Annotated in this window: 22 protein-coding genes and 2 pseudogenes; 8 read left to right on the forward strand and 16 right to left on the reverse strand. The window is 59.9% G+C overall.

Annotation, left to right across the window (positions count from 1 at the left end; all coding sequences use genetic code 11):
* The first annotated feature begins 65 nt into the window (after positions 1–65).
* Positions 66–1,004 (forward strand): tRNA 2-thiocytidine(32) synthetase TtcA, encoded by a 939-nt coding sequence (gene ttcA, locus ACORQT_RS12905; RefSeq protein ID WP_444859176.1) that lies wholly within the window; start codon positions 66–68, stop codon positions 1,002–1,004.
* A 147-nt stretch (positions 1,005–1,151) separates the two neighbouring features.
* Entirely contained in the window at positions 1,152–1,550 is a 399-nt protein-coding gene (locus tag ACORQT_RS12910) for a VOC family protein (protein ID WP_033643223.1), read from the forward strand.
* A 217-nt stretch (positions 1,551–1,767) separates the two neighbouring features.
* Here ACORQT_RS12910 and zntB read toward each other — a convergent pair whose 3' ends face one another.
* Positions 1,768–2,751, reverse strand: a complete 984-nt coding sequence (zntB, locus tag ACORQT_RS12915) for a zinc transporter ZntB (RefSeq protein ID WP_033643224.1) — start codon at positions 2,749–2,751, stop codon at positions 1,768–1,770.
* A 50-nt stretch (positions 2,752–2,801) separates the two neighbouring features.
* Between zntB and ACORQT_RS12920 the strand changes: the two genes are divergently transcribed.
* From ACORQT_RS12920 to ACORQT_RS12930, 3 genes and pseudogenes are all read left to right on the forward strand, one after another.
* The gene (locus tag ACORQT_RS12920) at positions 2,802–3,611 is read left to right on the forward strand and encodes a hypothetical protein (protein WP_239507469.1); all 810 of its coding nucleotides are present in this window, start codon (positions 2,802–2,804) and stop codon (positions 3,609–3,611) included.
* 5 nt (positions 3,612–3,616) lie between these two features.
* Positions 3,617–4,653: pseudogene (locus tag ACORQT_RS12925) on the forward strand (hypothetical protein).
* A gap of 194 nt (positions 4,654–4,847) precedes the next feature.
* The gene (locus tag ACORQT_RS12930; RefSeq protein ID WP_004930507.1) at positions 4,848–5,096 is read left to right on the forward strand and encodes a hypothetical protein; all 249 of its coding nucleotides are present in this window, start codon (positions 4,848–4,850) and stop codon (positions 5,094–5,096) included.
* A 158-nt stretch (positions 5,097–5,254) separates the two neighbouring features.
* Here the strand turns inward: ACORQT_RS12930 and ACORQT_RS12935 are convergent, their stop codons facing one another.
* Positions 5,255–6,889, reverse strand: coding sequence for a peptide ABC transporter substrate-binding protein (locus tag ACORQT_RS12935; protein WP_033650282.1), 1,635 nt, complete (start codon positions 6,887–6,889; stop codon positions 5,255–5,257).
* Between the two features lie 158 nt (positions 6,890–7,047).
* A complete protein-coding gene (locus tag ACORQT_RS12940; protein WP_147880439.1) occupies positions 7,048–7,398 on the reverse strand; it encodes a hypothetical protein in 351 nt (116 codons plus the stop codon).
* A gap of 206 nt (positions 7,399–7,604) precedes the next feature.
* On the opposite strand from ACORQT_RS12940, the gene mpaA reads away from it, so the two are divergent.
* Positions 7,605–8,312 carry a murein tripeptide amidase MpaA gene (gene mpaA, locus ACORQT_RS12945; RefSeq protein WP_033643228.1) on the forward strand — a complete coding sequence of 236 codons (708 nt, stop codon included), beginning with the start codon at positions 7,605–7,607 and terminating at the stop codon, positions 8,310–8,312.
* Between the two features lie 3 nt (positions 8,313–8,315).
* On the opposite strand, the gene ycjG is transcribed toward mpaA, so the two are convergent.
* Complete coding sequence (gene ycjG / locus ACORQT_RS12950; RefSeq protein ID WP_147880438.1) at positions 8,316–9,290, reverse strand: L-Ala-D/L-Glu epimerase; 975 nt, start codon at positions 9,288–9,290, stop codon at positions 8,316–8,318.
* Positions 9,291–9,515: 225 nt separating this feature from the next.
* Between ycjG and tpx the strand changes: the two genes are divergently transcribed.
* Positions 9,516–10,019, forward strand: a complete 504-nt coding sequence (gene tpx, locus ACORQT_RS12955) for a thiol peroxidase (RefSeq protein ID WP_004930536.1) — start codon at positions 9,516–9,518, stop codon at positions 10,017–10,019.
* A 56-nt stretch (positions 10,020–10,075) separates the two neighbouring features.
* Here the strand turns inward: tpx and tyrR are convergent, their stop codons facing one another.
* The 7 genes from tyrR to pspA form a co-directional block, all read right to left on the reverse strand.
* A complete protein-coding gene (gene tyrR, locus ACORQT_RS12960) occupies positions 10,076–11,647 on the reverse strand; it encodes a transcriptional regulator TyrR (protein ID WP_033643230.1) in 1,572 nt (523 codons plus the stop codon).
* Between the two features lie 313 nt (positions 11,648–11,960).
* Entirely contained in the window at positions 11,961–13,022 is a 1,062-nt protein-coding gene (locus tag ACORQT_RS12965) for a YcjF family protein (RefSeq protein ID WP_004930545.1), read from the reverse strand.
* Positions 13,019–14,416 carry a YcjX family protein gene (locus tag ACORQT_RS12970; protein ID WP_072627584.1) on the reverse strand — a complete coding sequence of 466 codons (1,398 nt, stop codon included), beginning with the start codon at positions 14,414–14,416 and terminating at the stop codon, positions 13,019–13,021. The genes ACORQT_RS12965 and ACORQT_RS12970 overlap by 4 nt, the downstream gene beginning before the upstream one ends.
* On the reverse strand, positions 14,397–14,663 hold the full coding sequence (gene pspD, locus ACORQT_RS12975; RefSeq protein WP_071991647.1) for a phage shock protein PspD: 267 nt from the start codon (positions 14,661–14,663) through the stop codon (positions 14,397–14,399). Before pspD ends, ACORQT_RS12970 begins: the two co-directional genes overlap by 20 nt.
* A 96-nt stretch (positions 14,664–14,759) precedes the next feature.
* Entirely contained in the window at positions 14,760–15,119 is a 360-nt protein-coding gene (gene pspC / locus ACORQT_RS12980; RefSeq protein WP_033643233.1) for an envelope stress response membrane protein PspC, read from the reverse strand.
* Complete coding sequence (pspB, locus tag ACORQT_RS12985; protein ID WP_004930553.1) at positions 15,119–15,346, reverse strand: envelope stress response membrane protein PspB; 228 nt, start codon at positions 15,344–15,346, stop codon at positions 15,119–15,121. Before pspB ends, pspC begins: the two co-directional genes overlap by 1 nt.
* A gap of 63 nt (positions 15,347–15,409) precedes the next feature.
* On the reverse strand, positions 15,410–16,075 hold the full coding sequence (gene pspA, locus ACORQT_RS12990; protein WP_004930555.1) for a phage shock protein PspA: 666 nt from the start codon (positions 16,073–16,075) through the stop codon (positions 15,410–15,412).
* A gap of 184 nt (positions 16,076–16,259) precedes the next feature.
* Between pspA and pspF the strand changes: the two genes are divergently transcribed.
* The gene (pspF, locus tag ACORQT_RS12995; RefSeq protein WP_033650277.1) at positions 16,260–17,267 is read left to right on the forward strand and encodes a phage shock protein operon transcriptional activator; all 1,008 of its coding nucleotides are present in this window, start codon (positions 16,260–16,262) and stop codon (positions 17,265–17,267) included.
* 155 nt (positions 17,268–17,422) lie between these two features.
* On the opposite strand, the gene ACORQT_RS13000 is transcribed toward pspF, so the two are convergent.
* The 5 genes and pseudogenes from ACORQT_RS13000 to folE2 all read right to left on the reverse strand — a co-directional run bounded on the left by ACORQT_RS13000 (position 17,423) and on the right by folE2 (position 22,600).
* A complete protein-coding gene (locus ACORQT_RS13000; protein ID WP_164057210.1) occupies positions 17,423–18,553 on the reverse strand; it encodes an MFS transporter in 1,131 nt (376 codons plus the stop codon).
* Positions 18,554–18,583: 30 nt separating this feature from the next.
* Positions 18,584–19,543, reverse strand: coding sequence for an SDR family NAD(P)-dependent oxidoreductase (locus ACORQT_RS13005; RefSeq protein ID WP_084587962.1), 960 nt, complete (start codon positions 19,541–19,543; stop codon positions 18,584–18,586).
* Between the two features lie 383 nt (positions 19,544–19,926).
* Positions 19,927–21,114, reverse strand: a complete 1,188-nt coding sequence (zigA, locus tag ACORQT_RS13010) for a zinc metallochaperone GTPase ZigA (protein WP_033650275.1) — start codon at positions 21,112–21,114, stop codon at positions 19,927–19,929.
* Positions 21,115–21,124: 10 nt separating this feature from the next.
* Positions 21,125–21,685 carry a carbonate dehydratase gene (locus tag ACORQT_RS13015; RefSeq protein ID WP_089191865.1) on the reverse strand — a complete coding sequence of 187 codons (561 nt, stop codon included), beginning with the start codon at positions 21,683–21,685 and terminating at the stop codon, positions 21,125–21,127.
* Positions 21,675–22,600: pseudogene (gene folE2 / locus ACORQT_RS13020) on the reverse strand (GTP cyclohydrolase FolE2). Before folE2 ends, ACORQT_RS13015 begins: the two are co-directional and overlap by 11 nt.
* Between the last annotated feature and the right edge of the window lie 201 nt (positions 22,601–22,801).

A 22,801-nucleotide genomic window follows, 5' to 3' on the forward strand; every position in this document is an offset into this window, starting at 1 on the left:
TGGTAAACTCGCGGTCTACAACGCCATGCCCCTAGTGCCCCCCATTGAGAATGAGCACGATTTAAATGTCAGAAAAGCAATCCGTTAGCCAAAAAGAGCAGTACAACCTGAACAAATTGCAAAAACGCCTGCGCCGCAACGTGGGCGAAGCGATCGCCGATTTCAATATGATTGAAGAAGGCGACCGCATCATGGTCTGTCTGTCCGGCGGCAAAGACAGCTACACCATGCTGGAGATCCTGCGCAATCTGCAGCAGAGCGCGCCGATCAATTTCTCGCTGGTGGCGGTGAATCTCGACCAGAAACAGCCCGGCTTCCCTGAGCATATTCTGCCTGCTTACCTGGAAGGCTTGGGGGTGGAGTACAAGATCGTCGAAGAAAACACCTACAGCATCGTTAAAGACAAGATCCCGGAAGGCAAAACCACCTGTTCACTGTGCTCGCGCCTGCGCCGCGGCATTTTGTATCGCACCGCCACCGAACTGGGCGCCACCAAGATCGCGCTGGGCCACCACCGCGACGATATTCTGCAGACGCTGTTCCTCAACATGTTCTACGGCGGCAAGATGAAAGGCATGCCGCCCAAACTGATGAGCGACGACGGTAAGCACGTGGTCATTCGCCCGCTGGCCTATTGCCGCGAGAAAGACATCGAGCGTTTCTCGATCGCCAAAGCGTTCCCGATCATTCCATGCAATCTGTGCGGCTCTCAGCCTAATTTGCAGCGCCAGGTGATCGGCGACATGCTGCGCGACTGGGACAAACGTTACCCAGGCCGGCTGGAAACCATGTTCAGCGCCATACAAAACGTGGTGCCTTCGCATCTGAGCGATATCAATCTGTTTGATTTCAAAGGCATTCACCACGGCAGCGCGGTGGTGGACGGCGGCGATTTGGCCTTCGATCGCGAAGACATTCCGATGCAGCCGGTCGGCTGGCAGCCGGAAGATTCGGACGACGCGGCGCCTGCGCCAGCGCGTTTGGACGTGCTGGAAATCAAATAAGTCCCCTCGCCGCTCGCCACCCTGCGAGCGGCGACCTTTTCCCTCTCTCGACGATCTCGATCCTGTTCACAGTTTGCGCATAATTTGCTGGGCGATGCCGTTTTTACCCTATACTGTGCATTTATACAGTCATATGGAGATCGCGCAATGAATATCACCCCCTGCCTGTCCCACGTCTCGCTGGGCTCGAACGATTTCGTCGCCGCCGCGGCCTTTTACGATCGCACGCTGGCCGCCTTGGGTTGCCGACGGGTGCTGGAGCATCCCGGCGCGATCGGTTATGGCCGCGACTACCCGGAGTTCTGGCTGCAGGTGCCGATCGACGGCCAGCCCGCTTCACCCGGCAACGGCACGCACGTCGGTTTTTTCGCGACCAGCAAGCAACAGGTGGATGAATTCCATCGCCAGGCGCTGCTGGCCGGCGCCGTCGATGAAGGCGCACCCGGTTCGCGGCCGCATTACGGTGAGGCTTACTACGGCTGCTTTGTCCGTGATTTGGATGGGCATAAGATTGAAGCCAGCTTCTGGGATGAAAGCGCGGCCTGAGGAAGAGAGAAATCGAATAAAAAAATGCCGGTGATTAAACCGGCATTGTACGAATCAAATGTGCTATGCAGTAATTCAAAAATAAGAAAGTAAGACAATTATGGAGCGCAACGCCCATCGCTTGACGTTGCATTCACCTGCGAGAGAGATCATGCCCCATTTCCCCCGGCTAAATGTTGATTTTGCTCAATGTTAACCGGGTTTTCGCCATTTTCGCCTACAGCCAGCGGCTGCGCTTCAGCCACCAGGCGACGCCAAGCACCAACCCGACCAGCATCAGGCAAAATGCCGCGAAACCGAAGGGGTTGCCGCCGCCCGGTATGCCGCCAAGGTTGACGCCAAACAGCCCGGTCAGGAAGGTGGTCGGCAGAAATACCATCGCCAACAGCGACATGGTGTAAGTGCGGCGGTTCATCGCGTCGGCCATCACCGTGGTAATTTCGTCGGACAAGATAGCGGTGCGCGCGATGCTGCCGTCCAGATCGTCCAACCCGCGCCCCAGGCGATCCGCGATGTCCTGCATGCGGCGGCGATCGTCGTCGCTCATCCACGGCAGGCGGTCGCTGGCCAGCCGTGCGAAAACGTCACGCTGCGGCGCCATGTAACGGCGCAGCACGATAAGCTGTTTACGGATCAACGCCAGCTGGCCACGCTCCGGCACCTGCTGTTCCAGCAAGGCGTCCTCCAGATCGATAATCTTGTCGTGCAGATCCTCAATGAATTCGCTGGTGTGATCGGTCAACGCATCGGAAATCTCCACCAGCCAGTTGCCGCTGTTGGTCGGCCCGGCGCCGCTTTGCAAATCGTTCACCACCTGATCGATGGAATACACCTTGCGGTGCCGCGTGGAGATAATCAGTTTATCGGTGATGTACACGCGAATGGTGACCAACTGGTCCGGCCGTGAGTTGGCGTTAAAGTTGATGCTGCGCAGCGTGATCATGGTGCCTTCGCCCTGGCGGCTGACGCGCGGCCGTGAGCTTTCGCCGGAGAGCGCTTCGCGCACCGAGTCCGGCAGCAGCGGCGTGGTGCTCAGCCATTCGGCGCTGGCCGGGTGCGCGTAATCAAGATGCAGCCAGCAAGGCGCGTCGCAGGTGATCTTGTCATCCCGCTCGATCGGCGTGACGCCGCCCTTGCCATCCAGCTGGTAGGCGTAGACCGCGTCGGCGACCTGCAGCTCGCTCCCCTCAATCACATCCATTCATTTATCCCCTCAGTCTTGCTTATGTTGCTGAGTCTAGCGTTAACGCCTTGGAGATCAAAGACCAAGCTGTAACGCCAGTTTTCATGTTGTCCCATAAGCGTGGTCTATACTTCTGCTGCCCGGAACGCAAGACAGCCCGAGAGGAAACTCGCATGTTACAAATCAGCACCGCAGATATCTTGAAAATCGTCCTACCGACCGTCATTACGCTGTTTATCGCCGTGGTCAAAACGCCTTTTCGCATTCGGCGGGAAAACCACGATAAGCTGTTAAACCTGCTCGAATCCGTCGAGAAGCCCCAAAGCGCCCCCATACGTCTGTTGTGGTTTCGCGACTATATCGGCAACCGCAGCGCCGGCCTTGTTGCGCTGCAACTGCTGCTGGCATTGCCGGATAGCGTAGCGGCGCTGGAACGCTATCGTTTCACCGGTGGCCGTCAGCAAATCTTGCGCGCCACGCCCGCAGGCTTCGTTTTGCGGCCAAGCGCCAATAACGCGTTCAAGCGTTTCTTGCTTTCCTGTCGCTATTTCTTGCTGTATTTGGTGTTCGTTACGTTGCTGGTGCTGTTCCCTGCGTTGACTCAATGGGGACTGCAGCAGTTAGGGGTATTGATTACGCCCTATTCACTCCGCTATCTGCCTAATGCGCGCATCACCGACGGCTGGCAGCTGCTGTTCCCCGGTTTATTATTTATTATCATTATGTTCAGCCTGGCATACCTGACCTTCAGGCAGCTGGCACGCGCGGGCAACCTCAGTTCGGAACGCGCCTTTTATCGCTACTATCAACGAGCGCGTGAGGAACAACGATGCCGGGAAGTCCTGAGACAACTGCGCGCTGCGCTGCGCCGAACCTGACGAGAATGCGCCGCCTGCGCTGCATCGCAATGGCCGCCCTGCTGCTGTTCGCCCAATCGGCTCGTGCAGAGCCGGTGTTAGAACGCCTCGCCACGCCCTATCACGCGCCGACGGCGGCGGGTTCACTGCCTTATTTTGTCGCGCACGCTCACTCCCCCCAGCCGCGCACCGCGCTGGTGGTGATGCACGGCCACCCGCGCGATGTCGCCAAGACATTGCAAGCGGCGATCGACGCCGCGCAGGGAGCGGGAGACAACAGCTTGCTGGTCGCCCCGCTGTTCCAGGTGCCGGAGACGCTTGCCGCCCGCTGCCGTTCCGCCGGGCTACCGGCGCCGCAAGAGGGTGACGCCCTGTGGCGCTGCGGCTCCTGGATCGAAGGCGGTTTGGATAATGGCGAGAACACCGGCTCATTCAACGCCATGGATAACCTGCTGGCCGATCTGAAACGGCGCTGGCCGTCGTTGCAGTCGATCACCGTCGCCGGTTTCTCCGCCGGCGCCCAATTCGTGCAGCATTATGTCGGCTTCGCCAACCCGCCGGACGGAGTGCGTCTGCGCTATGTCGTCGCCGATCCGGGCAGCTGGCTCTATTTTGACAACCTGCGTCCCCAGCCCCTTCATCCGGAGCGCTGCGGCAGTGAAAAAACCTGTCGCCTCCGCTGGCAAACGCTGGACGCCGGCCAGTGCCCGCAGGCTAACCAGTGGAAATATGGTCCGGAAGCGCTTCCCGCTCACCTGCAGCGCACCGCCGACGCAGCACGCCGGCGCTATGCGGCGGCGGATATCACCTACCTGGCCGCAGACGGTGATACCGGCACCGCGCCGGGCGCCTACTATCGGATACTCGACAAATCCTGCGCCGCCCAGTTGCAGGGCCCCTACCGGTTGCAGCGCGCCTGGCCTATGCCGACTATGACCGGCGCTATCTGGCGCCGGAGAAGCCGCATCGGTTAACCCTCGTTCCCGGCTGCGGACACAACGTCGCCTGCGTCTTTCCCGCGCCGGCGGCCAGGCAAGCGCTGTTCTCCATTAATGCAGACTAATAATAACGGCATTGAAATAAACCATTGCCGATAAATCAGACAATATCGCCGATAAAGCGCTGGTAATGCCGTTATTATTATGACTTAACATATTGCTATCAATTTTAATTCAAAATGATAATAATAAATCAACACAAAGCTGTTTCAGCGCAAATTTTAGGGGCATATACTTTTCTCACTACGAGGAGGTAGTTATGTTACGCGACCATTTAAAAATAAACGCCAGCGATACGCTGGAAAAAATCAGCAATATCCATTTGCAAAACCAGGGCCAGGAAGAGATCAGTGAGTTTGTGGTGAAAAACGCCGCCGGCCTGCAGATTGGCAAGGTCTCCGTCCACGATCGTTTCAGTACCCGTCGTTCTTATCCCACCAGCTACCGCATTACTCAGACCGATATGAGTGGCCGCGTAGTGGTGGACGCCATGCGGGACTGTCTGTAAGCGTAACCGCTCTCTGAAATAGACAATATTAATGTGATGATGGCAACCCTGTTTATTATTAAACGGGGTTTATCGCGTGGAAAAATTAATTAGCCTCGTGGTTTCGCCGCCGAGAAAATAACGCCCCCGCATTGCGCGGGGGCGATAAATAAGCCCACTCAGTGTTTGATGATATACATCGTTTGGCTATAGGCCACGTCTTCCGGATTGGTGATCGGGTAGCCTTTTACCCACGGTTTGATCAGGCGGCCGTTGGTGTATTGGTATATCGGCGCGATTGGCGCCTGATCGGCAATGATCTGTTCCATCTTATTGTAATCGGCGGTCACCGCCGCCGGGTTGGTTTCCCGCCCCGCCTGCGCCAGCAGCTTGTCGTAGTCCGCGTTCTTGAACTTGGCGATATTGCCGCTGTGGGTGGAGGTCAGCAGCGACAGGAAGGTCGACGCCTCGTTATAGTCACCCACCCAGGAGGCGCGGATCACATCGAAATTGCCGGTATTGCGGCTGTCGATGTAGGTTTTCCACTCTTGGTTTTGCAACTTGACGTCAATCCCCAGCTTTTTCTTCCACATCGAGGCCACGGCGATGGCGATCTTCTGATGGCTCTCCGAGGTGTTATACAGCAGCGTCAGCTTCAGCGGGTTGTTCGGGCCGTAACCGGCCGCCTGCAGCAATGCCTTGGCCTGCGCATCCAGCTCCGCCTGCGGCTGCTGTTGCAGCAAACTCGCCTCGGGTTTGAACCCGGCGGTGACGTCCGGCGTGAAGTGATAAGCCGGTTTTTCACCGGTGCCCAACACTTTCTCCGCGATAATCTTGCGATCGATGGCGTAGGACAAGGCCTGACGCACCCGCACGTCGTTGGTCGGCGCACGCTGGGTGTTGAACGCGTAATAATAGGTGCCGAGCTGATCCGGGGTGTACACCTGCCCCGGGATGTCTTTCAGCAGCTTTTGATACATGTTTTTCGGGAAGGATTCGGTGATGTCGATGTCACCCGCCAGGTAACGCTTGGTGGCGTTGGATTCCTGGTTGATCGGCACGAAGGTCACTTTGGTCAGCACGGTGCGCGCATGATCCCAGTAATGGTCATTAGGCGTCAGCACCAGCTTCTCGTTCACCACCCGCTCCTGCAGTTTGAACGCGCCGTTGCCCACCAGATTGCCGACCTTGGTCCAGTCATTGCCGTATTTTTCCACCACCGCCTTGTTCACCGGGAACAGGCTGAAGTTGGCCGTCAGGCTGACGAAGTACGGCACCGGCTTGTCCAACTGCACCTTGAGCGTGTAGTCATCCGGCGCCGATACGCCCAAGCGATCGGCCGGCAGTTTGCCGCTGATGATCTGCTCGGCGTTCTGGATCCCCGCCAGCTGCGCGAACCAGGCGAACGGCGACAGATTTTTCGGTTCTACCAGCCGCTGCCAGCTGTAAACGAAGTCTTTTGCCGTGACAGGGTCACCGTTTGACCAGCGCGCGTCTTTACGCAGATGGAAAATATAAGTCTGGTTGTCGCTGGTCTGCCAGCGGGTGGCGACGCCGGGGATCACTTTGCCGTTGGCGTCCTGATTGACCAGCCCTTCGAACAGATCGCGCGCCAGCTGAGCCTCCGGCAAGCCAACCGCTTTGATCGGATCGAGCGAGGCCGGTTCGTCTTTAATGTGGCGCACGATTTCCTGTTTGTCCGCCAGCGCGGTGCCCGGGGGAACCTGCGCCGCCATGGCGCTGCTCATACAGGCGCCGATCGCCGCCGCGCAGAGCGCCAAACGAAAACCCCGTTGCATTTTTTTTCCCGTCATTATGATTTGTCCCCCGTTAACCATCTGAATTTTTTATCATATAGCACAAGATCCATCCGGCCTAGAGCCCGCGGGCGAGAAGTTGCAAAAAGTGCGATTCAGGCGATAAAAAACCCGTGCGGCGCAGGGCGGCACGGGTGGGATTGCGGCAGCGACCGTCAGTCGTACAGGTGGATACTGTTGATGCGGTAGCTGAACTCTTCACCCTCTTCTTCATCGAACACGGTGAAAAAGCCTTTCTCAGCCAGCGGACGGGCCGAGATATCGGTTTTTTGCAGCTGACGCGCATCCGTGTCGTCGTAGCCGTAGTCGAGATAGAAGGCATCTTTCTGGTAATCGATATGCAGGGTGAACGGATAGTTCGATTCGTCCCCGCGCCCGTCGTCATTTTTCACCACGCCGAACCATTCCCCCTGACGGATCTGGTTTTCAGCGTCTACGCCGCACAGCAGCGTGATGGTGTCATTTTCATTTTCGCTATAGCTGGCGATGATTCTGGCTACTGGCATGTTAAATCCTCTTGCGGGTGATTGGCTTAGCTCTGCCGTTAGTATAACAACAGCCTCAGGCCAGGTGCGGTTTAATTGGCGTTTTCGCCGCTACCGCATCACAGATCGCGCAAACGCCGCACAATTGCGATGGGAAAGATGTCTCAAAGCGTAATACACTGAATAAAATGACAATGACTCTCGGCCTTTAACTCAGGGACAACACCATGACCGAACATCGACCGCGCAGTGAACGTGGCCAGTTGGCCGTCGCAGGAGAGAACTACGGCAGCTCGCTGCTGGGCGCGCCGCTGCTCTATTTCCCGGCGGCGGTCAGCGGCCCGGAAACCGGGCTGATCATCGCCGGCACCCACGGCGATGAGAGCGCCGCCATCGTAACCCTGTCCTGCGCGCTGCGCAGCATCGCCCCCGAACAGTTGCGCCACCACGTGGTGCTGGCGGTCAACCCCGACGGCTGCCAGCTGGGGCTGCGCGCCAATGCCAACGGCGTCGATCTGAACCGCAACTTCCCGGCCGCCAACTGGCGCTCCGGGGACACCGTCTATCGCTGGAACAGCGCGGCGCCGGTGCGCGACGTCAGGCTCTCCACCGGCGGGCGCCCCGGCTCCGAACCGGAAACCCAGGCGCTGTGTCATCTGATCCATCGCCTGAAGCCGCATTGGGTGGTGTCGTTCCATGAGCCGCTGGCCTGCATCGAAGATCCCGCCAGCTCGCGGCTCGGCGTTTGGCTGTCGCACAAGTTCGAGCTGCCGCTGGTGACCAGCGTCGGCTATGAAACGCCCGGTTCGTTCGGCAGCTGGTGCGCGGATCTGTCGCTGCCGTGCATCACCGCCGAATTCCCGCCGATCTCCGCCGATGCCGCCAGCGAGCGCTACATCGACGCCATGACCGAACTGCTGACCTACCCGAATTAATCCCTACGGGGCGAGATCGACGATCGCCCCGCATTCGAACGCCAGACCCGGTTCGACGTCCCGTGCCAGCCAGGTCGGGCCGTCCAGATCGACGAAGCGCGCCGCCGGCGCCAGCGGTAAGGCGGCGGATATCGCCCGCGACGTGCACAACATGCAGCCGAGCATGATGGCGAATCCCTGTTCGCGCGCGGCCTGCGCCAGTGCCAGCGCCTCGGTCAAGCCGCCGGTTTTGTCCAGTTTGATGTTGACCATCTGATAGCGTTGCGCCAGCCGCGGCAGATCGGCGCGGGTGTGGCAGCTCTCATCGGCGCAGATCGGCAGCGGATGAATAAAGTGTTCCAATGCGGCGTCGTCACCGGCCGGCAGCGGCTGCTCCAGCATCGCCACGCCGAGATCGGCCAACAGCTGGCAGCGCGCCGCCAGCCCTTCCGCCTGCCAGGATTCATTGGCATCGACAATCAGCGTCGCCTGCGGCACCGCGGCGCGGATCGCCACCAGCCGCTCGCTGATATAGTGATCGTCGAGTTTGATCTTCAGCAGCGTGGCGCCCTGCCGCTCCAGCTCACGCGCGGCGAAGGCCATCGCTTCCGGCGTACCGATGCTGACGGTCTGCGCCATGCGGATCTGCGCCGGCGCCATCACGCCGCTGCGCTGCCACAGGCTCTGCCCGTGCAGACGACACTCCAAATCCCACAGCGCCGAGTCCAGCGCGTTGCGGGCCGCACCCGCCGGCATCTGCGTCAGTAGCTGCTCGCGGGTGATGCCCTGCGCGATCGCCGGCGCCATCTCAGCCAGCTGCGTCATCACCGATTCCTCGCTCTCGCCATAGCGCGGATACGGCGTGCATTCGCCGACGCCGCGCACGCCCTGCTGTTCGATTTCGACCACCACCACCCGGGCTTCGGTGCGGCTGCCGCGCGCGATCACGAAGGCGGTGTGCAGCGGCCAGGCTTCCGGGTAAAAACGCATGTCTCTCATAACGGCTCCTGAACGAAAACTGCGCATCCAGGCAGGCTGATGCGCCGGTGATGTTTTATAGAACAGCCTAATATATACAACTATTTAGCAAACTTTGATATCCAATCCGCCCCGCTTGTCATAAACTGGCGTCAGGGTGTGAACCTGATGTTAACAGCCGTCGCCGGCGCGCCGTTTCATCAGGTTCATACCCTTTGTATAAACACCTGTAAAAGGAATCTAGCAATGACTCAGACAGTACATTTTCAAGGCAATCCGGTCAGCGTAGCGGGCAAACTGCCACAGCAGGGCGAACAGGCCAAGGCCTTCTCGCTGGTTGCCAAAGACCTGTCAGACGTAGCGCTGAGCAGCTTCGCGGGTAAACGCAAAGTCCTGAACATCTTCCCAAGCATCGATACCGGCGTCTGCGCGACGTCGGTGCGTAAATTCAACCAGTTGGCCAGCGGCCTGGATAACACCGTGGTGCTGTGCATCTCCGCCGATCTGCCGTTCGCCCAGTCTCGTTTCTGCGGCGCGGAAGGCCTGAGCAACGTGGTCACGCTGTCCACCCTGCGCGGCGCCGAGTTCAAACAGGCGTACGGCGTTGAAATCGCCGAAGGTCCATTGGCGGGCCTGACCGCGCGTGCGGTCGTGGTGCTGGATGGCCAGGACAACGTGCTGTACAGCGAGCTGGTCAACGAAATTACCACCGAGCCGGATTACGACGCGGCGCTGGCAGCGCTGAAATAATAAAGCCGGCGAACGCCGGCTTTGGATACACGGGAAGGCGCCGCAAGGCGCCTTTTTTATTCTTCGCCCTCAGCGCCGCCTTTGCGGCTGCTCAGGCCATACTCGCGCAGCTTGTTGGCGATGGCGGTATGGGAAACGCCCAACCGCTTCGCCAGCTTGCGGGTGCTGGGATAGGTGCGATACAGGCGCGTCAGCACCGAGCGCTCGAAACGCTTGCTGATGTCGTCCAGTGAACCGTCCAGCACCTCGTCGCCCAGCGACATCTCCACCTCGAACTCCGGCAACACGATATCCTGCGGCCGCAGTTCGTAGCCTTCGGTTTGCGTCAGCGCGCGGTAGATGGCGTTTTTCAGCTGGCGCACGTTACCCGGCCAGCCGTATTTGCTGAGGAAGCTACCCAGATCGTTCGCCAGCTTGGGCCGCGCCACGCCCTGCTCATCGGCGAAGCGCGCCACGAACAGCTCGGTCAGCGGCATGATGTCCTGCGGACGTTCGCGCAGCGGCGGAATGGTGATGGTCAGCACGTTGAGGCGATAATAGAGGTCTTCGCGGAATTCGCCGCGCTGCACCAGCTCGGTCAGGTTCTTCTGGGTGGCGCAGATCACGCGCACGTCGACGTGCACCTCATGCTCTTCGCCGACCCGGCGGAACGTGCCGTCATTGAGAAAACGCAACAGTTTGGTCTGCATGCGCGGCGACATTTCGCCAATCTCATCCAGCAGCACCGAACCGCCGTTGGCCTGCTCGAAGAAGCCCTTTTTGCCTTCCAGCGCGTTGGGATAAGCGCCCGGCGCATGGCCGAACAGCTCGCTCTCCACCACGTCATCCGGCAGCGCGGCGCAGTTCAGCGCCAGGAACGGCTGTTTGCCGCGCGGGCTGCGCAGGTGGCAGGCGCGAGCCAGAATATCCTTGCCGGTGCCGGTATCGCCCACGATCAGCAGCGGCGCATCGAGCATCGCCAGTTTGCGCGCCTGCTCCAGCACGTGACGCATCTTGGCGCTCACCGCGACGATATGATCGAATTCGGTATCGTCGTTCACCGACAGATTTTGCAGTTGGCGGCCCATGCGCGCGGTGGACTTCAACATCACCACCGCGCCGACCGCAGCCGGCTGTTGTTGTTCGTCCTCCAGATAGATAGGCGTAATGTCCATCAGGAAGTCCTGGCTGCGGATCACCACCCGTTCTGAGTGCGGCGCCGTATGCTCACTCTCCAGCCAGCGGCTGAAGTTATAGCCGCCGATCAACGCCCCGGCGGTCTGGTTGCGGATCTTGTCTTCGTTCAGGCTGAACAACGCCAGCGCCGCCGGATTGGCCAGCTCGACCTTGCCCTTCATGTCGATAGAGAACACCGGCTCCGGCATCGACTCCAGCAGCGCACGCAGCGCGCGATGCTCGCGTTCGGAAGGCATAAAGCTGACGGTGCGCACGTCGGTCACGCCGGCGATGCGGCGGATCTCCGCCATCAGCGCGCGGAAAGTATCGAAGTCCAGCTGGGAGAAATTGAGGTAAATGCGGCCGATGGGATCGATCTCGATGCCACGTAAGTCAATGCTGCGCGATACCAAAAGATCGAGTAATTCTCGAGTGAGACCGAGGCGGTCTTCGCAAAATACTTCCAAACGCATCAGTGTTGGCCTTATCTCTGCAGGTGCGGGGATCGTTAGCGATGATGATACTCCCTCGCACCGGGCGGTAGAAGCGATCTGTCAGCAAAAGTTGACAGAACTCTGATTTATTGCCGTGGTTGCTGATTTTAAACGCAAGCGAATAACAGCATCGGCGTCATTTTAGCCCACAAACAGAGAGTTATCACAAACAGATTTAATTTTGCAGGTATTTATCACGCAAGCACAGGGGGATCGACTATCGTCAAGTCTCGATTACGTCCGGCGTTGGCGCCGGTGAAATAACGGCGCTGCCAGGAGCGCCGTCGCGGGGTTATTTGGCCTTGCCGTCGCTCTTTTTCAGCGTGTCTTTCAATTGGCCGATCAGCTGGCTGCGGAAATCGCCAAGCTTCGGTTTTTCCCCTTCCAGCCACGGCAGCGGGCGACACAGTTCCATCGCCTTGATGCCCAGCCGCGCGGTCAACAACCCGGCGCCGATGCCCTGCGCCGCGCGCGCCGACAGCCGCGCCGCCAGATCCTGCGACATCCAGTCCATGCCCACTTCGCGCACCAGTTCGGAGGCGCCGGCAAAGGCGATGTTGAGCAGCACCAACCGGAACAAACGAATGCGGCTGAAGTAGCCCAGTTCGATGCCATACAACGCGGCGATGCGGTTAATCAAACGGATGTTGCGCCAGGCGATAAACGCCATATCCACCAGTGCCAACGGGCTGACGGCAATCATCAGCGTCGATTCGGCGGCGGAGCGGCTGATTTCGCGCCGCGCTTGGTTGTCGAGCACCGGCTGCACCAGTTTGGCGTACAGCTCCACCACTTCACGGTCATTTTGGGTTTCATGCAGCGAGGCCTGCCAGCGCTGCAGCGCCGGATGCCCCTGATCCAGCCCGGCCTGGCGCGCCAGTTTCTCGCAGAATTCGCGCCCTTGCCCCAGTCCGTGGCTGTGCAACAGCTCGCGCGCCACGTCGCGCTCTTCCGCACGCTGGCGCAGCCGATACAAACGCCGCCATTCGGTGACCACCGAACCGACGCCGGCGAACACGATCAGGCCGCCGGCCACGCCGCCGCCCATGGCGATCCAGTCCTGCTGCACCCAGGCGGTATGCACCCACTGCACGCCCTGCGCCACCACGCTGACGCCGAACAGCGCCAGCCCGGCGGTGACCATTTTGCGCCACAGGCTGCGTTTCGGCTTCAGCGCAGCGTTAATGATGCCCTCGGCGCGCCCTTCTTCCTCCTCCTGCTGCAGCTCCGGCGCCGCCGGAAAGAAGCTCTCCGCCTGCTCGGCGTCGAAAGCGACGCCGGCGCGCAACGCCGGTTCCTGCGGCGGCTGCAACGGCTCGTCAAAATCGATACGCGGTTTGATCGGCTCGCTCATCGCAATTTGTCTCCCAGTAAAAATTCCATCACCGCATCCAGACGGATATGCGGCAACGGGCTGTCCACGCTCATGGCGCGCGGGCGAAACTCATCGAAGTGAAATCCCTGGCTCTGCCAGAACGCCGGCCCCGGCAAACGGGCCGGCACTTCGCCGGGGAACACCGTCAGCGGCGCGCCGTCGCTGAGGCGATTGCCCTTCAGCGCCGGAATACGCTGCCCCTGATGATCGACAATGCCGCTCTCGGTCGCCTGCACCGAGGCCAGGCCGACGCAATCCATGCTGATGCCTTCGAACGCCGCGTTCTGCCACGCCTCTTGCACCAGCTGCTGCAGCAACGACACCAGATTGGCGTGCTGATCGGCGGTGATGTGGTCCGCCTTGGTGGCGGCGAACATCAGTTTGTCGATGGTCGGCGAGAACAAGCGGCGAAACAGCGTGCGTTTGCCGTAATGGAAACTCTGCATCAGTTGGGTCAGCGCCAGGCGCATGTCGTTGAACGCCTGCGGGCCGCTGTTGAGCGGCTGCAGGCAGTCAACCAGCACGATTTGCCGATCGAAACGGACGAAATACTCTTTATAGAAGTTTTTGACGATCGACTGGCAGTAATAATTGAACCGAGCGCGCAGCATGCCGATATTGGTGTGTTTGTCGGCCTGCGCCAGTTTCGATTCGCCTACCGCGGCAACATCGGGCCACGGGAAAAACTGCAGCGCCGGTGCGCCGGCCATGTCGCCCGGCAGCACAAAACGGCCCGGCTGAATGAAGTGCAGACCTTCGCTTTTGCAGCGCAACAGATAATCGGTGTAGGCCTGGGCGATCGCCGCCAGGCGATTTTCGTCGGCCGGGGCCAGCGGATCGCAGGTTTTACACAGGTCAAGCCAGGGCTTGGCCCATTCGGCGCGTTCCCCCTGCAGCAGCCCGGTCATCTGCCGCGACCAGGCCAGGTAATCCTGCTCGAGCATCGGCAGATCCAGCAACCATTCGCCCGGATAATCGACGATCTCCAGGTACAGCGTGGAGGTGTCTTTGAAATGGCGCAGCAACGAGTCGTTGGAGCGGTAACGCAGCGCCAGTCGGATTTCGCTGACGCCGCGCGTCGGCGTCGGCCAGGCCGGCGGCGCGCCGTACAGCTGCGCCAACCCTTCGTCGTAAGTGAAACGTTGGATGCCGAGATCGCGCTGCGGGATGCGCTTGACGCCCAGCAGGCGTTCTTCGCGCACCGGTGAAAACAGCGGCATGCGCGCGCCGCTGTGCACATGCAGCAGTTGATTGACGAAGGCGGTGATAAAGGCGGTTTTGCCGCTGCGGCTCAGGCCGGTCACCGCCAGGCGCAGATGGCGATCCATTCCGCGGTTGACCAGCGAGGTTAACTCATTTTGCAGTCGTTTCATTGCTCTCCTTGACGTAACGCCCGAATGCCTTGTTCAGGCCTTTACGGAACAGCGGTTCCAGCACCAGCGCCAGCACGAAGCGCACCGGTTTGCGGCCGACGGTCTTCAACAGCCAGCCGGCGGCGCCCGCCGGGCCATAGTTCAATAACGCTATGATGATGACTTTAGCCAATGTCTTCAACATTGCCGCCGCTCCTGATTTAAATCCACCCGTTCTGGTGGCGTTCGCGACATCAATTTTATTCATGACAATGCCCTCCGGCACAAGACGATTAAGATAACCTTCAACGGGATGACGGCGGCGAGATACCCGGCCTGCACAGGCCGGATATCGCAAGAAGAGTTACAGCTTGCGGAAGCGGCTCTGAACGCCGAAGGTGTCGGACGTCACGTAACGCTCGACCTGACGCAGCTGCTGTTCGCCGCTGCCCAGCTCATATTCCAGCTGATCGAGCAACTGGCGCGGCGTCTTCTGATGCTCGCCCTCGAAACGGCTGGCCGGCGCTTCGTCCAACACGAACACCAGCGCGATATAGGCCACCAGCGTGAAGAAAAACAGCCCAAAGAACAGCGACAGCACCACCATCACGCGGATCAGGCGCACCGGCACGTCGAAATAGTGGGCCAGACCGGCGCAGACGCCTTTTACCATGCCTTCTTCGGGTACGCGATAAAGCTTTTTACTGCCCAGCGTCATGCTCATCAGGACTGTCTCCAGTTCGGGTGTTCCGCATCGAGGATCTCTTCCAGCGCCTGAATGCGTTCACGCATGCGTTTGGCGTCTTCCGCCAGCTGCGCCAGGCGCTGCATTTCTTGCTGACTCAGCTGGATGCCGGTCTGTTGCCGATTGCTGTAATGCAGCCAAAGCCAAATCGGCGCGACAAACAGCACGAAAATTGTCAGCGGAATGGCAAGTAATAAAGCACTCATTGTTATTCCTTCTTATCGGATCCTGGATAGGCGGCCACCTCCGGCGTGTGGCCGCGGTTCGCCTTACTCGGAGCGGTTCATCTTGGCTTTCAGCGCCGCCAGCTGCTCACTGATGGCGTCGTCGGCTTTCAGCTCGGCAAACTCCTGGTCCAGCGACTTCTTTTTACCGATGCTGATGCTTTCCGCTTCGGCTTCCATATGGTCGATGCGACGTTCGAACTGTTCGAAACGCGCCATCGCCTCATCCAGCTTGCCGCTGTCGAGCTGACGGCGCACCTCGCGCGAAGAAGATGCGGCCTGATGGCGCAGCGCCAGGGCCTGCTGCCGCGCGCGGGTTTCGGTCAGCTTGTTTTCCAGCTCACCGATTTCGCTCTTCATGCGCGCCAGCGTTTCTTCTACGGTCGCCACTTCCTGCGTCAGCGTGGCGATCAGGTCGGCAACCTTTTGTTTTTCGATCAGCGCCGCGCGGGCCAAGTCTTCTTTATCTTTGCGCAGCGCCAGCTCGGCTTTTTCCTGCCAGTCGCTTACCTGGCTTTCACCCTGCTCGATGCGACGCAGCAACTGCTTTTTCTCCGCCAGCGCGCGCGCCGACGTAGAACGGACTTCAACCAGCGTGTCTTCCATCTCTTGGATCATCAACCGCACCAGCTTCTGCGGATCTTCCGCCTTGTCCAGCAGGGTGTTGATGTTGGCGTTCACGATGTCGGCAAAACGAGAAAAAATACCCATAATTCACTTCCTCTTGGTTCTGATGGCGTCTGAAGCGCCGCGTTAAGTCGTACAGCTTGCCCAAAGAGATAATCAAAACCCGTGCCAACTTTTATCTAATTGAAAAACAACAACTCTTTATTTTTGACTCTCTGCGCGCTTGCTGTAGAGTGATTATTTTCACCAAACATTGGCGAATTTCATCATGAACGAACAGCCAGAGAATTTGTTGGGCGAAGCAAACGCCTTTGTCGAAGTATTGGAGCAAGTCTCCCAGGTGGCAAAGCTGAACAAACCGGTGCTGGTGATCGGCGAGCGCGGCACCGGTAAAGAGCTGATCGCCCATCGTCTGCACTACCTCTCCAACCGTTGGCAAGGGCCGTTCATCTCGCTCAACTGTGCGGCGCTGAATGAAAACCTGCTGGATTCCGAGCTGTTCGGCCACGAGGCCGGCGCCTTTACCGGTGCGCAGAAACGCCATCTGGGGCGCTTCGAGCGCGCCGACGGCGGCACGCTGTTCCTCGATGAGCTGGCGACCGCGCCAATGCTGGTGCAGGAGAAATTGCTGCGGGTGATCGAATACGGCCAACTGGAACGCGTGGGCGGCAGCCAGCCGCTGCGGGTAGATGTGCGCCTGGTGTGCGCCACCAACGACGATCTGCCGGCGCTGGCGGCGGCGGGCAAGTTCCGCGCCGATCTGCTGGATCGGCTGGCGTTCGACGTGGTGCAGCTGCCGCCGCTGCGCCAACGCCGGCCCGACATCATGCTGCTGGCCGAGCACTTCGCCATTCAAATGTGCCGCGAGCTTGCGCTGCCGCTGTTTCCCGGCTTTACCGAACGCGCCAGGCAGACGTTGCTCAACTACGGCTGGCCGGGCAACGTGCGCGAACTGAAAAACGTGGTGGAACGTTCGGTCTATCGTCACGGCGACAGCGACAACCCGCTGGATGAGATCGTCATCAACCCGTTTGCGCCACGCGAGGCCACGCCGCTTACGCCTGCCCCTGAAGGCGCCGGCGCGTTGCCGGCGCTGCCGCTCGAGCTGAAAAACTGGCAGTTGGAGCAAGAGAAGGCGCTGATCGAAGCAGCGCTGCAGCAAGGGCGATTCAACCAGCGCAAGGCGGCGCAGCTGCTGGGGCTCACTTACCACCAGTTGCGCGGCATGCTGAAAAAGCATGCGCTGCTGCAAAACGGCGAGCAAGACGAGGATTAGCAACGCGGGGATTGGGTGCCGGTCTTTCCCGGCCGTCAGCTATTAGCCCCAGGTTGAGAGATGTGACCTGAGAACGGCCGCCTGGAGAGGTCGGCCTTTCTCGACGGTCACGTCTATCTGCGAATAACCCGCCGATGAATCACCTTCTTGTAAGATCACAGCGGTATTTTTCCTGCCCGATAAATAACGCCGAGCGACAACGCGACGCAGACCAGAAAGGCATAGCGCAAACCGACAGTTTCGGATAAGAACCCGATTAACGGCGGCCCGATCAGCGTCCCCAGAAAACCGATGGTCAGCACTGCCGCGATGGCGGCGCTTGGCGCCATGGAAGAAGACCTTGCGGCCGCCCCCGCAACCAGCGGAATAATGGCGCAAATGCCAAGCCCAACCAGGAAAAAACCGATTATCGACGTCACCAAACCCGGTAACCAGGTCGTTAGCGTCATGCCGGTGAATGCCAGCATCCCGCCCCATTGCAACGTTCTTCTCACTCCGATCCGATCCACGAACCGGTTCAGCATGAGCCGGCCGATCGTCATGGCCGCCATAAATACCGTAAAACCCAGGCCGATGTATTTTCGATCGACCGAGACGACGTCCTGAAAATAAACGACGCTCCAGTCATACATAATGCCCTCACAAGCCATCGAGCAGAAAACGATCAGGCCATAGTTGAACAGCGAGCGGTCCGGGATGGCGAAAGCGCGCCCGGTCTGTTCCAGTTCCGGTTTGTCGAACAATGCCCGCCGACACAGCAAGGCGGACATCAGAGCCACCGCCGCTATGCCCGCAAAGTGCAGCGGCAAGGCGACATCCCGACCGATCATTAACGCCCCGATCCCTGCGCCGACGAACCCCGCCACGCCCCATATACCGTGAAAGAACGGCAGCCTCGTTTTACCGCTGACCGCCTCGGCGATACTGGCCTGCATGTTGTTCGAGACATTGACCGCGCTGTAAGCGAACCCGCATAAAAACAGCAGCACCGCCAGTTGTAGGACCGTCGCGGCGAAGGGCACCAGAAGCAAAAGCGTGGCGTTGATCAGAATAGCCGCGACGCCGACCACCCTGCTGCCGAGTTTGGCGATCGCCCATCCCGATATCGGCAGCGACACGACCACGCCGGCCGACATGGCGAACAGGGCGGTACCGAATACGCCGTCAGACAACGCAAGCCCTCCCTTGATCGTCGCCATCCTTGAACTCAAACTGCCGAAACACAGCCCCAGCATGAAAAACATGCTGGATATCGCCAGATTTTTTTCTTTCATCATCGACATCATGGGCTCCCCCTTATCCGATTAGCGGCCTGGTCAGGCGAAGGCATCAATGCCGGTCAGCGATGCCGAAAGCGCCCACAGACGCTGCGCCTGTTCCGGGTCGATCGCGTATTCCTTCACGCCGACCAGCGCCTGACTGTCGTGGACGGCGATGCCGGCAATATCGCCATCCTCGCAGTAGAGGCCCCCCAATCCCTGCAACTGCGGTGAGGTGGCGGCCCAGATCTGCGTAGCAGCCCCCTGCTGAGGCGTTTTAAGGGCATCGGGATCGGCCGGATTGCCCTCTTCGTCCATCCAGCCCAGGGCTATCATCTCTGCTCTCGATATGTGCCGCTGCAGCGGCGTGGCGATGCTCCCCGGATGCAGGCTAAATGCGCGGATCCCCCGCGAGCGGCCCAGAAGATCCAACCGGACGGCGAACAGGGCATTCGCCGTCTTCGACTGACCATACGCCAGCCACTTGTCGTAACCGCGTTCGAACTGCACATCTTCCCAGCGGATCGCCGAATGGTGATGCCCGGCGGAGGAGACGGTTACCACCCGCCCGCCATCGGCAATGGTCGGCCACAGCAAATTAGTCAGCGCATAGTGGCCGAGATGGTTGGTGGCGAACTGCCTTTCCCAACCGTGCCCCACCCGCGCCTCCGGGCATGCCATCACCCCGGCGTTGTTAATGACGATATCCGCCCGTAGGCTCGATGCGGTAAAGTCTGCAGCGAAACGACGCACGCTGTTCAAATCGGCGAGATCGAGTTCGGCGATCTCGACGCCGGCGCTCTGCCCTAACACCGCTTTGGCTGCCGCCGGTGCCCGGCAAGCGACGATAACCCGTGCGCCGGCGTCGGCCAGCGCCAGCGTCGTCTCCAGACCGAGGCCTGAATGGCCACCGGTGACGATGGCCAGCGTGCCTGACAGATCCTGGCCCGCGAGCACCTCGCCGGCGGTCGTTTTGGGCCCGAATCCTGACTTGATGGGGGTTTGTTGGGTAATCACAGGCATTCTCCTCACGGTTAACAGTGGCCGGCCAAACGCAGCCGGCGCGTCGATGAGAAGGAGTATGAAATTCCATCACGGGACTGTGAATGCATGAAACCCCGAACTTCTGTCGAGATCGTCCAGGTTACACGGCAAAAAAGAAGAAAGTGGGGCATGGCGGCTCGCCAGGCGAGGTTTCCGGTCTGAAACAGGCAAAAAAAAGCCAGCACCCGAGCTGGCTTAAAAAACACTGGAAGCAATGTGAGCAATGTCGTGCCTTCCACATCAGAGCCGCAAACTGTGGCCTTCCGTGAACTGCCAGGCGATGATAATAGTTATCAGTATCGTCTGTAAAGCACTTTGTTGAGAATTTTTCTCATTACCACACGAAGATTGCGCAATTACCACTCAGGGAACGGGTCTGCCATCTCCAGCCAATAGTCCACGCCGGCGGCCATTTCGTCGTCGCTCAGCAGGCAGTCGTCCAGCAGACGCACGATCGCCGCCTGTTGCAAGTGCTGGCCGATAAACACCAGCTCCTGGCGCATGTCGCCGAAGGGCTCCACCCATTTCTCCTGTATATGCGCCCGCGTTTGCGGATCTTGCGGCCAGTTGTCTTGCGGGATCGCGCGCCAAAAGGTGCCCGCCAGGCCGTAATGGGCGATGCCGCCGGCCTGGCTCCACTGCCCGGCCTGCCGCGGCCGCGTCGCCAGCCAGAAAAAGCCTTTCGAACGCAGCAGCTTGCCGCCGCCCCAGTCGCCGTTGATCACGCGGTAGAACTTGTCCGGCGCAAACGGCCGCCGCGCCTGATAGACAAAGCTGCTGATGCCGTAGCTTTCCGTTTCCGGCACGTGTTCGCCGCGCAGCTCTTTCAGCCAGCCGGGCGCCTGCTGCGCCTTTTCAAAGCTGAAGCTGCCGGTATTCAGCACCGCCTCCAGCGGCAGTTTGCCCGGCGCGATCGGCACAATGCGGGCGTCGGGATTCAGGCTGGCCAGCAGCGCCATCACTTCGCCCTGCTGCGTTGGCGTCAACAGATCGGTCTTGCTGACCAGGATCACGTCGCAGAATTCGATCTGTTCAATCAAAAGATCCGCCACGCTGCGCAGATCGTCCTCGCCGAGACTTTGACCGGCCTCCTGCAGGCTTTGCGCCTGCTGGTATTGCCGGATGAAATTCACCCCGTCGACCACCGTCACTAGCGTATCCAGCCGGGCGAACTGCGACAGGCTTTCCCCTTGTTCATCCTCAAAGGTAAAGGTTTCCGCCACCGGCAGCGGTTCGGAGATGCCGCTCGATTCGATCAACAGATAATCGAAGCGCCCGTCCTGCGCCAGCTCGCGCACCGACACCAGCAGGTCTTCGCGCAGCGTGCAGCAGATGCAGCCGTTGCTCATCTCCACCAGCTTCTCCTGCTGGCGATCGAGGCGCACTTCATTCTCCACCAGCGCAGCGTCGATATTCACCTCGCTCATGTCGTTGACGATCACCGCCACGCGCATGCCCTGCCGGTTGTTCAGGATGTGGTTCAGCACCGTAGTCTTGCCGGCGCCGAGAAAGCCGGAAAGCACGGTCACGGGAAGTTGTTTCATGGGGACCTCATTAAAATTCATTGCGTAATGCCTGGTAACCGCGCACCAGTTCGACGTTGGTGGCGGCCACTTCTTCCGAAAACTGCAGCGCGCCGCGATCGACCTGGCGATAGCGCGACAGGTCGCTGTCCGGCCCCACGCGCTCGGTCGAGGGGATATAGCGGTTTTCCGGCAGTGTTACGCCGTCCACGACCGCGTTGTAGCGCACCACGCAGCCGGACTGAACGTGGCAGTTGAACAGCACGCTGTTGAAGCCGATAAACACCCGATCGTCGATGCGGCACGGGCCGTGCACGATGGCGCGGTGGGCGATCGAGCTGTAACGGCCAATAGTCACCGCCGCCCCGCTCTTGGAATGGATCACAACGCCGTCCTGAATATTGGAGTGCGAGCCGATGACGATCGGCTCCATGTCGCCGATGGCGTTCAACTCATCGGCGCGAATTACCGCATAAGGGCCGACGTAAACGAAGTCTTCGACGATCACCCGGCCGCAAATAATGGCGGTGGGATCGATGTAGGCCAGCGGCGAGACCTGCGGCAGATGGCCGCTGGGATTTTTACGCAGCATGGTGTTCTCCCCGCCAGCTCAGTTCCGCCACCGCATTGTAGGCATGCAGGCTCTCCTGATGCTCGACGCGCAGCGAAAAAGCGCGGTAGTCGCACTGGCTGCGCAGCATGCGATACAGACGGCGCGCCGCGTCCTCGCAAAACATCAGATTCTGACCGTTGGCCAATGCGAAGGCCTGTTCGTCGCGGCGTTTCACCAGCGTTTGCACCGGCGTGCCCAGCGCGTGTTCGATGCGATCAATCAGTTTCACCGGCTCAAACGCCCGTTCATTCTCGGGCGTCACGGTGATCCAGGCCCAGCTGCGCTGGCTGTGGGGGTGGCCGGCATCCCTTGCTCCAGCAGCCACTCGCTCACCTGCCGTTGGCTGACCCGCTCCGCCGCCTGTTCAAAATCAAACTGGAACTGTTGCTGCGCCAACTGACGGCTGAGCGCCGCCGAACTCGGGCAGGTGGAGGAATAAGGCACGCCGACGGTCAGTGCCAGCGTCAGCGTATCCGTCAGAGTGGCCTCGATGCGCAGCGGATAGGCTTTCCAGCCGCGCTGCGGCGACAGCAGCGCCGGGCGTGACAGCAACAGCTCGCCGCCGATCGACAAGCTGGCGCGATCGCTGTGTTCCGGCTGCGAAGCCAAAAAGGCTTGCAGCGTTCGGCCGATGCGCTGCGGCGTCAGCTCGCCCTGCGTCAACTCGTCCAGCGCCAGATACAGCCGCGACATGTGAATGCCGCGCTCGCCCACCGCTTCGGCGCGCAGGTTGATACCGGCGTCGACCTTCGCCATCAATGGCTTGCCGGCCAGCTCCAGCGGCAGCGCGATCCCTTGCATCCCGACCCAATCGAGCCCGACATCACTCATTTCGCCGCGCCATGCCTGAGCATCCGGCAGCGAACGGCGTGGTGGAAGTGCAACTTCGTTCATACATCCCCTTGCGTTATTGTGACTTTGCCGGGGAACGGTAACATGATTTTGTTATATTATAACATAACATGGAAAACTTTTTTCTTGCCGCTGAACGGGCTGATCAATCAAGTCGCAGAAAACTCAGCGATTTTGCTCAATGGATTGGGCTGCTGGTCAGAGTGCGATACACTAACGCTATTGCTGATTAACCCATGAGCC

This window comes from Serratia sp. (in: enterobacteria), assembly GCF_052400455.1.
Taxonomy (GTDB): domain Bacteria; phylum Pseudomonadota; class Gammaproteobacteria; order Enterobacterales; family Enterobacteriaceae; genus Serratia; species Serratia ureilytica.

Bases quoted from the DNA above. Each gene is read 5' to 3' on its own strand.
- ttcA (WP_444859176.1), top strand. From the start codon at position 66: ATGTCAGAAAAGCAATCCGTTAGCCAAAAAGAGCAGTACAACCTGAAC.
- ACORQT_RS12910 (WP_033643223.1), top strand. From the start codon at position 1,152: ATGAATATCACCCCCTGCCTGTCCCACGTCTCGCTGGGCTCGAACGAT.
- zntB (WP_033643224.1), bottom strand. From the start codon at position 2,751: ATGGATGTGATTGAGGGGAGCGAGCTGCAGGTCGCCGACGCGGTCTAC.
- ACORQT_RS12930 (WP_004930507.1), top strand. From the start codon at position 4,848: ATGTTACGCGACCATTTAAAAATAAACGCCAGCGATACGCTGGAAAAA.
- ACORQT_RS12935 (WP_033650282.1), bottom strand. From the start codon at position 6,889: ATGACGGGAAAAAAAATGCAACGGGGTTTTCGTTTGGCGCTCTGCGCG.
- ACORQT_RS12940 (WP_147880439.1), bottom strand. From the start codon at position 7,398: ATGCCAGTAGCCAGAATCATCGCCAGCTATAGCGAAAATGAAAATGAC.
- mpaA (WP_033643228.1), top strand. From the start codon at position 7,605: ATGACCGAACATCGACCGCGCAGTGAACGTGGCCAGTTGGCCGTCGCA.
- ycjG (WP_147880438.1), bottom strand. From the start codon at position 9,290: ATGAGAGACATGCGTTTTTACCCGGAAGCCTGGCCGCTGCACACCGCC.
- tpx (WP_004930536.1), top strand. From the start codon at position 9,516: ATGACTCAGACAGTACATTTTCAAGGCAATCCGGTCAGCGTAGCGGGC.
- tyrR (WP_033643230.1), bottom strand. From the start codon at position 11,647: ATGCGTTTGGAAGTATTTTGCGAAGACCGCCTCGGTCTCACTCGAGAA.
- ACORQT_RS12965 (WP_004930545.1), bottom strand. From the start codon at position 13,022: ATGAGCGAGCCGATCAAACCGCGTATCGATTTTGACGAGCCGTTGCAG.
- ACORQT_RS12970 (WP_072627584.1), bottom strand. From the start codon at position 14,416: ATGAAACGACTGCAAAATGAGTTAACCTCGCTGGTCAACCGCGGAATG.
- pspD (WP_071991647.1), bottom strand. From the start codon at position 14,663: ATGAATAAAATTGATGTCGCGAACGCCACCAGAACGGGTGGATTTAAA.
- pspC (WP_033643233.1), bottom strand. From the start codon at position 15,119: ATGAGCATGACGCTGGGCAGTAAAAAGCTTTATCGCGTACCCGAAGAA.
- pspB (WP_004930553.1), bottom strand. From the start codon at position 15,346: ATGAGTGCTTTATTACTTGCCATTCCGCTGACAATTTTCGTGCTGTTT.
- pspA (WP_004930555.1), bottom strand. From the start codon at position 16,075: ATGGGTATTTTTTCTCGTTTTGCCGACATCGTGAACGCCAACATCAAC.
- pspF (WP_033650277.1), top strand. From the start codon at position 16,260: ATGAACGAACAGCCAGAGAATTTGTTGGGCGAAGCAAACGCCTTTGTC.
- ACORQT_RS13000 (WP_164057210.1), bottom strand. From the start codon at position 18,553: ATGATGTCGATGATGAAAGAAAAAAATCTGGCGATATCCAGCATGTTT.
- zigA (WP_033650275.1), bottom strand. From the start codon at position 21,114: ATGAAACAACTTCCCGTGACCGTGCTTTCCGGCTTTCTCGGCGCCGGC.
- ACORQT_RS13015 (WP_089191865.1), bottom strand. From the start codon at position 21,685: ATGCTGCGTAAAAATCCCAGCGGCCATCTGCCGCAGGTCTCGCCGCTG.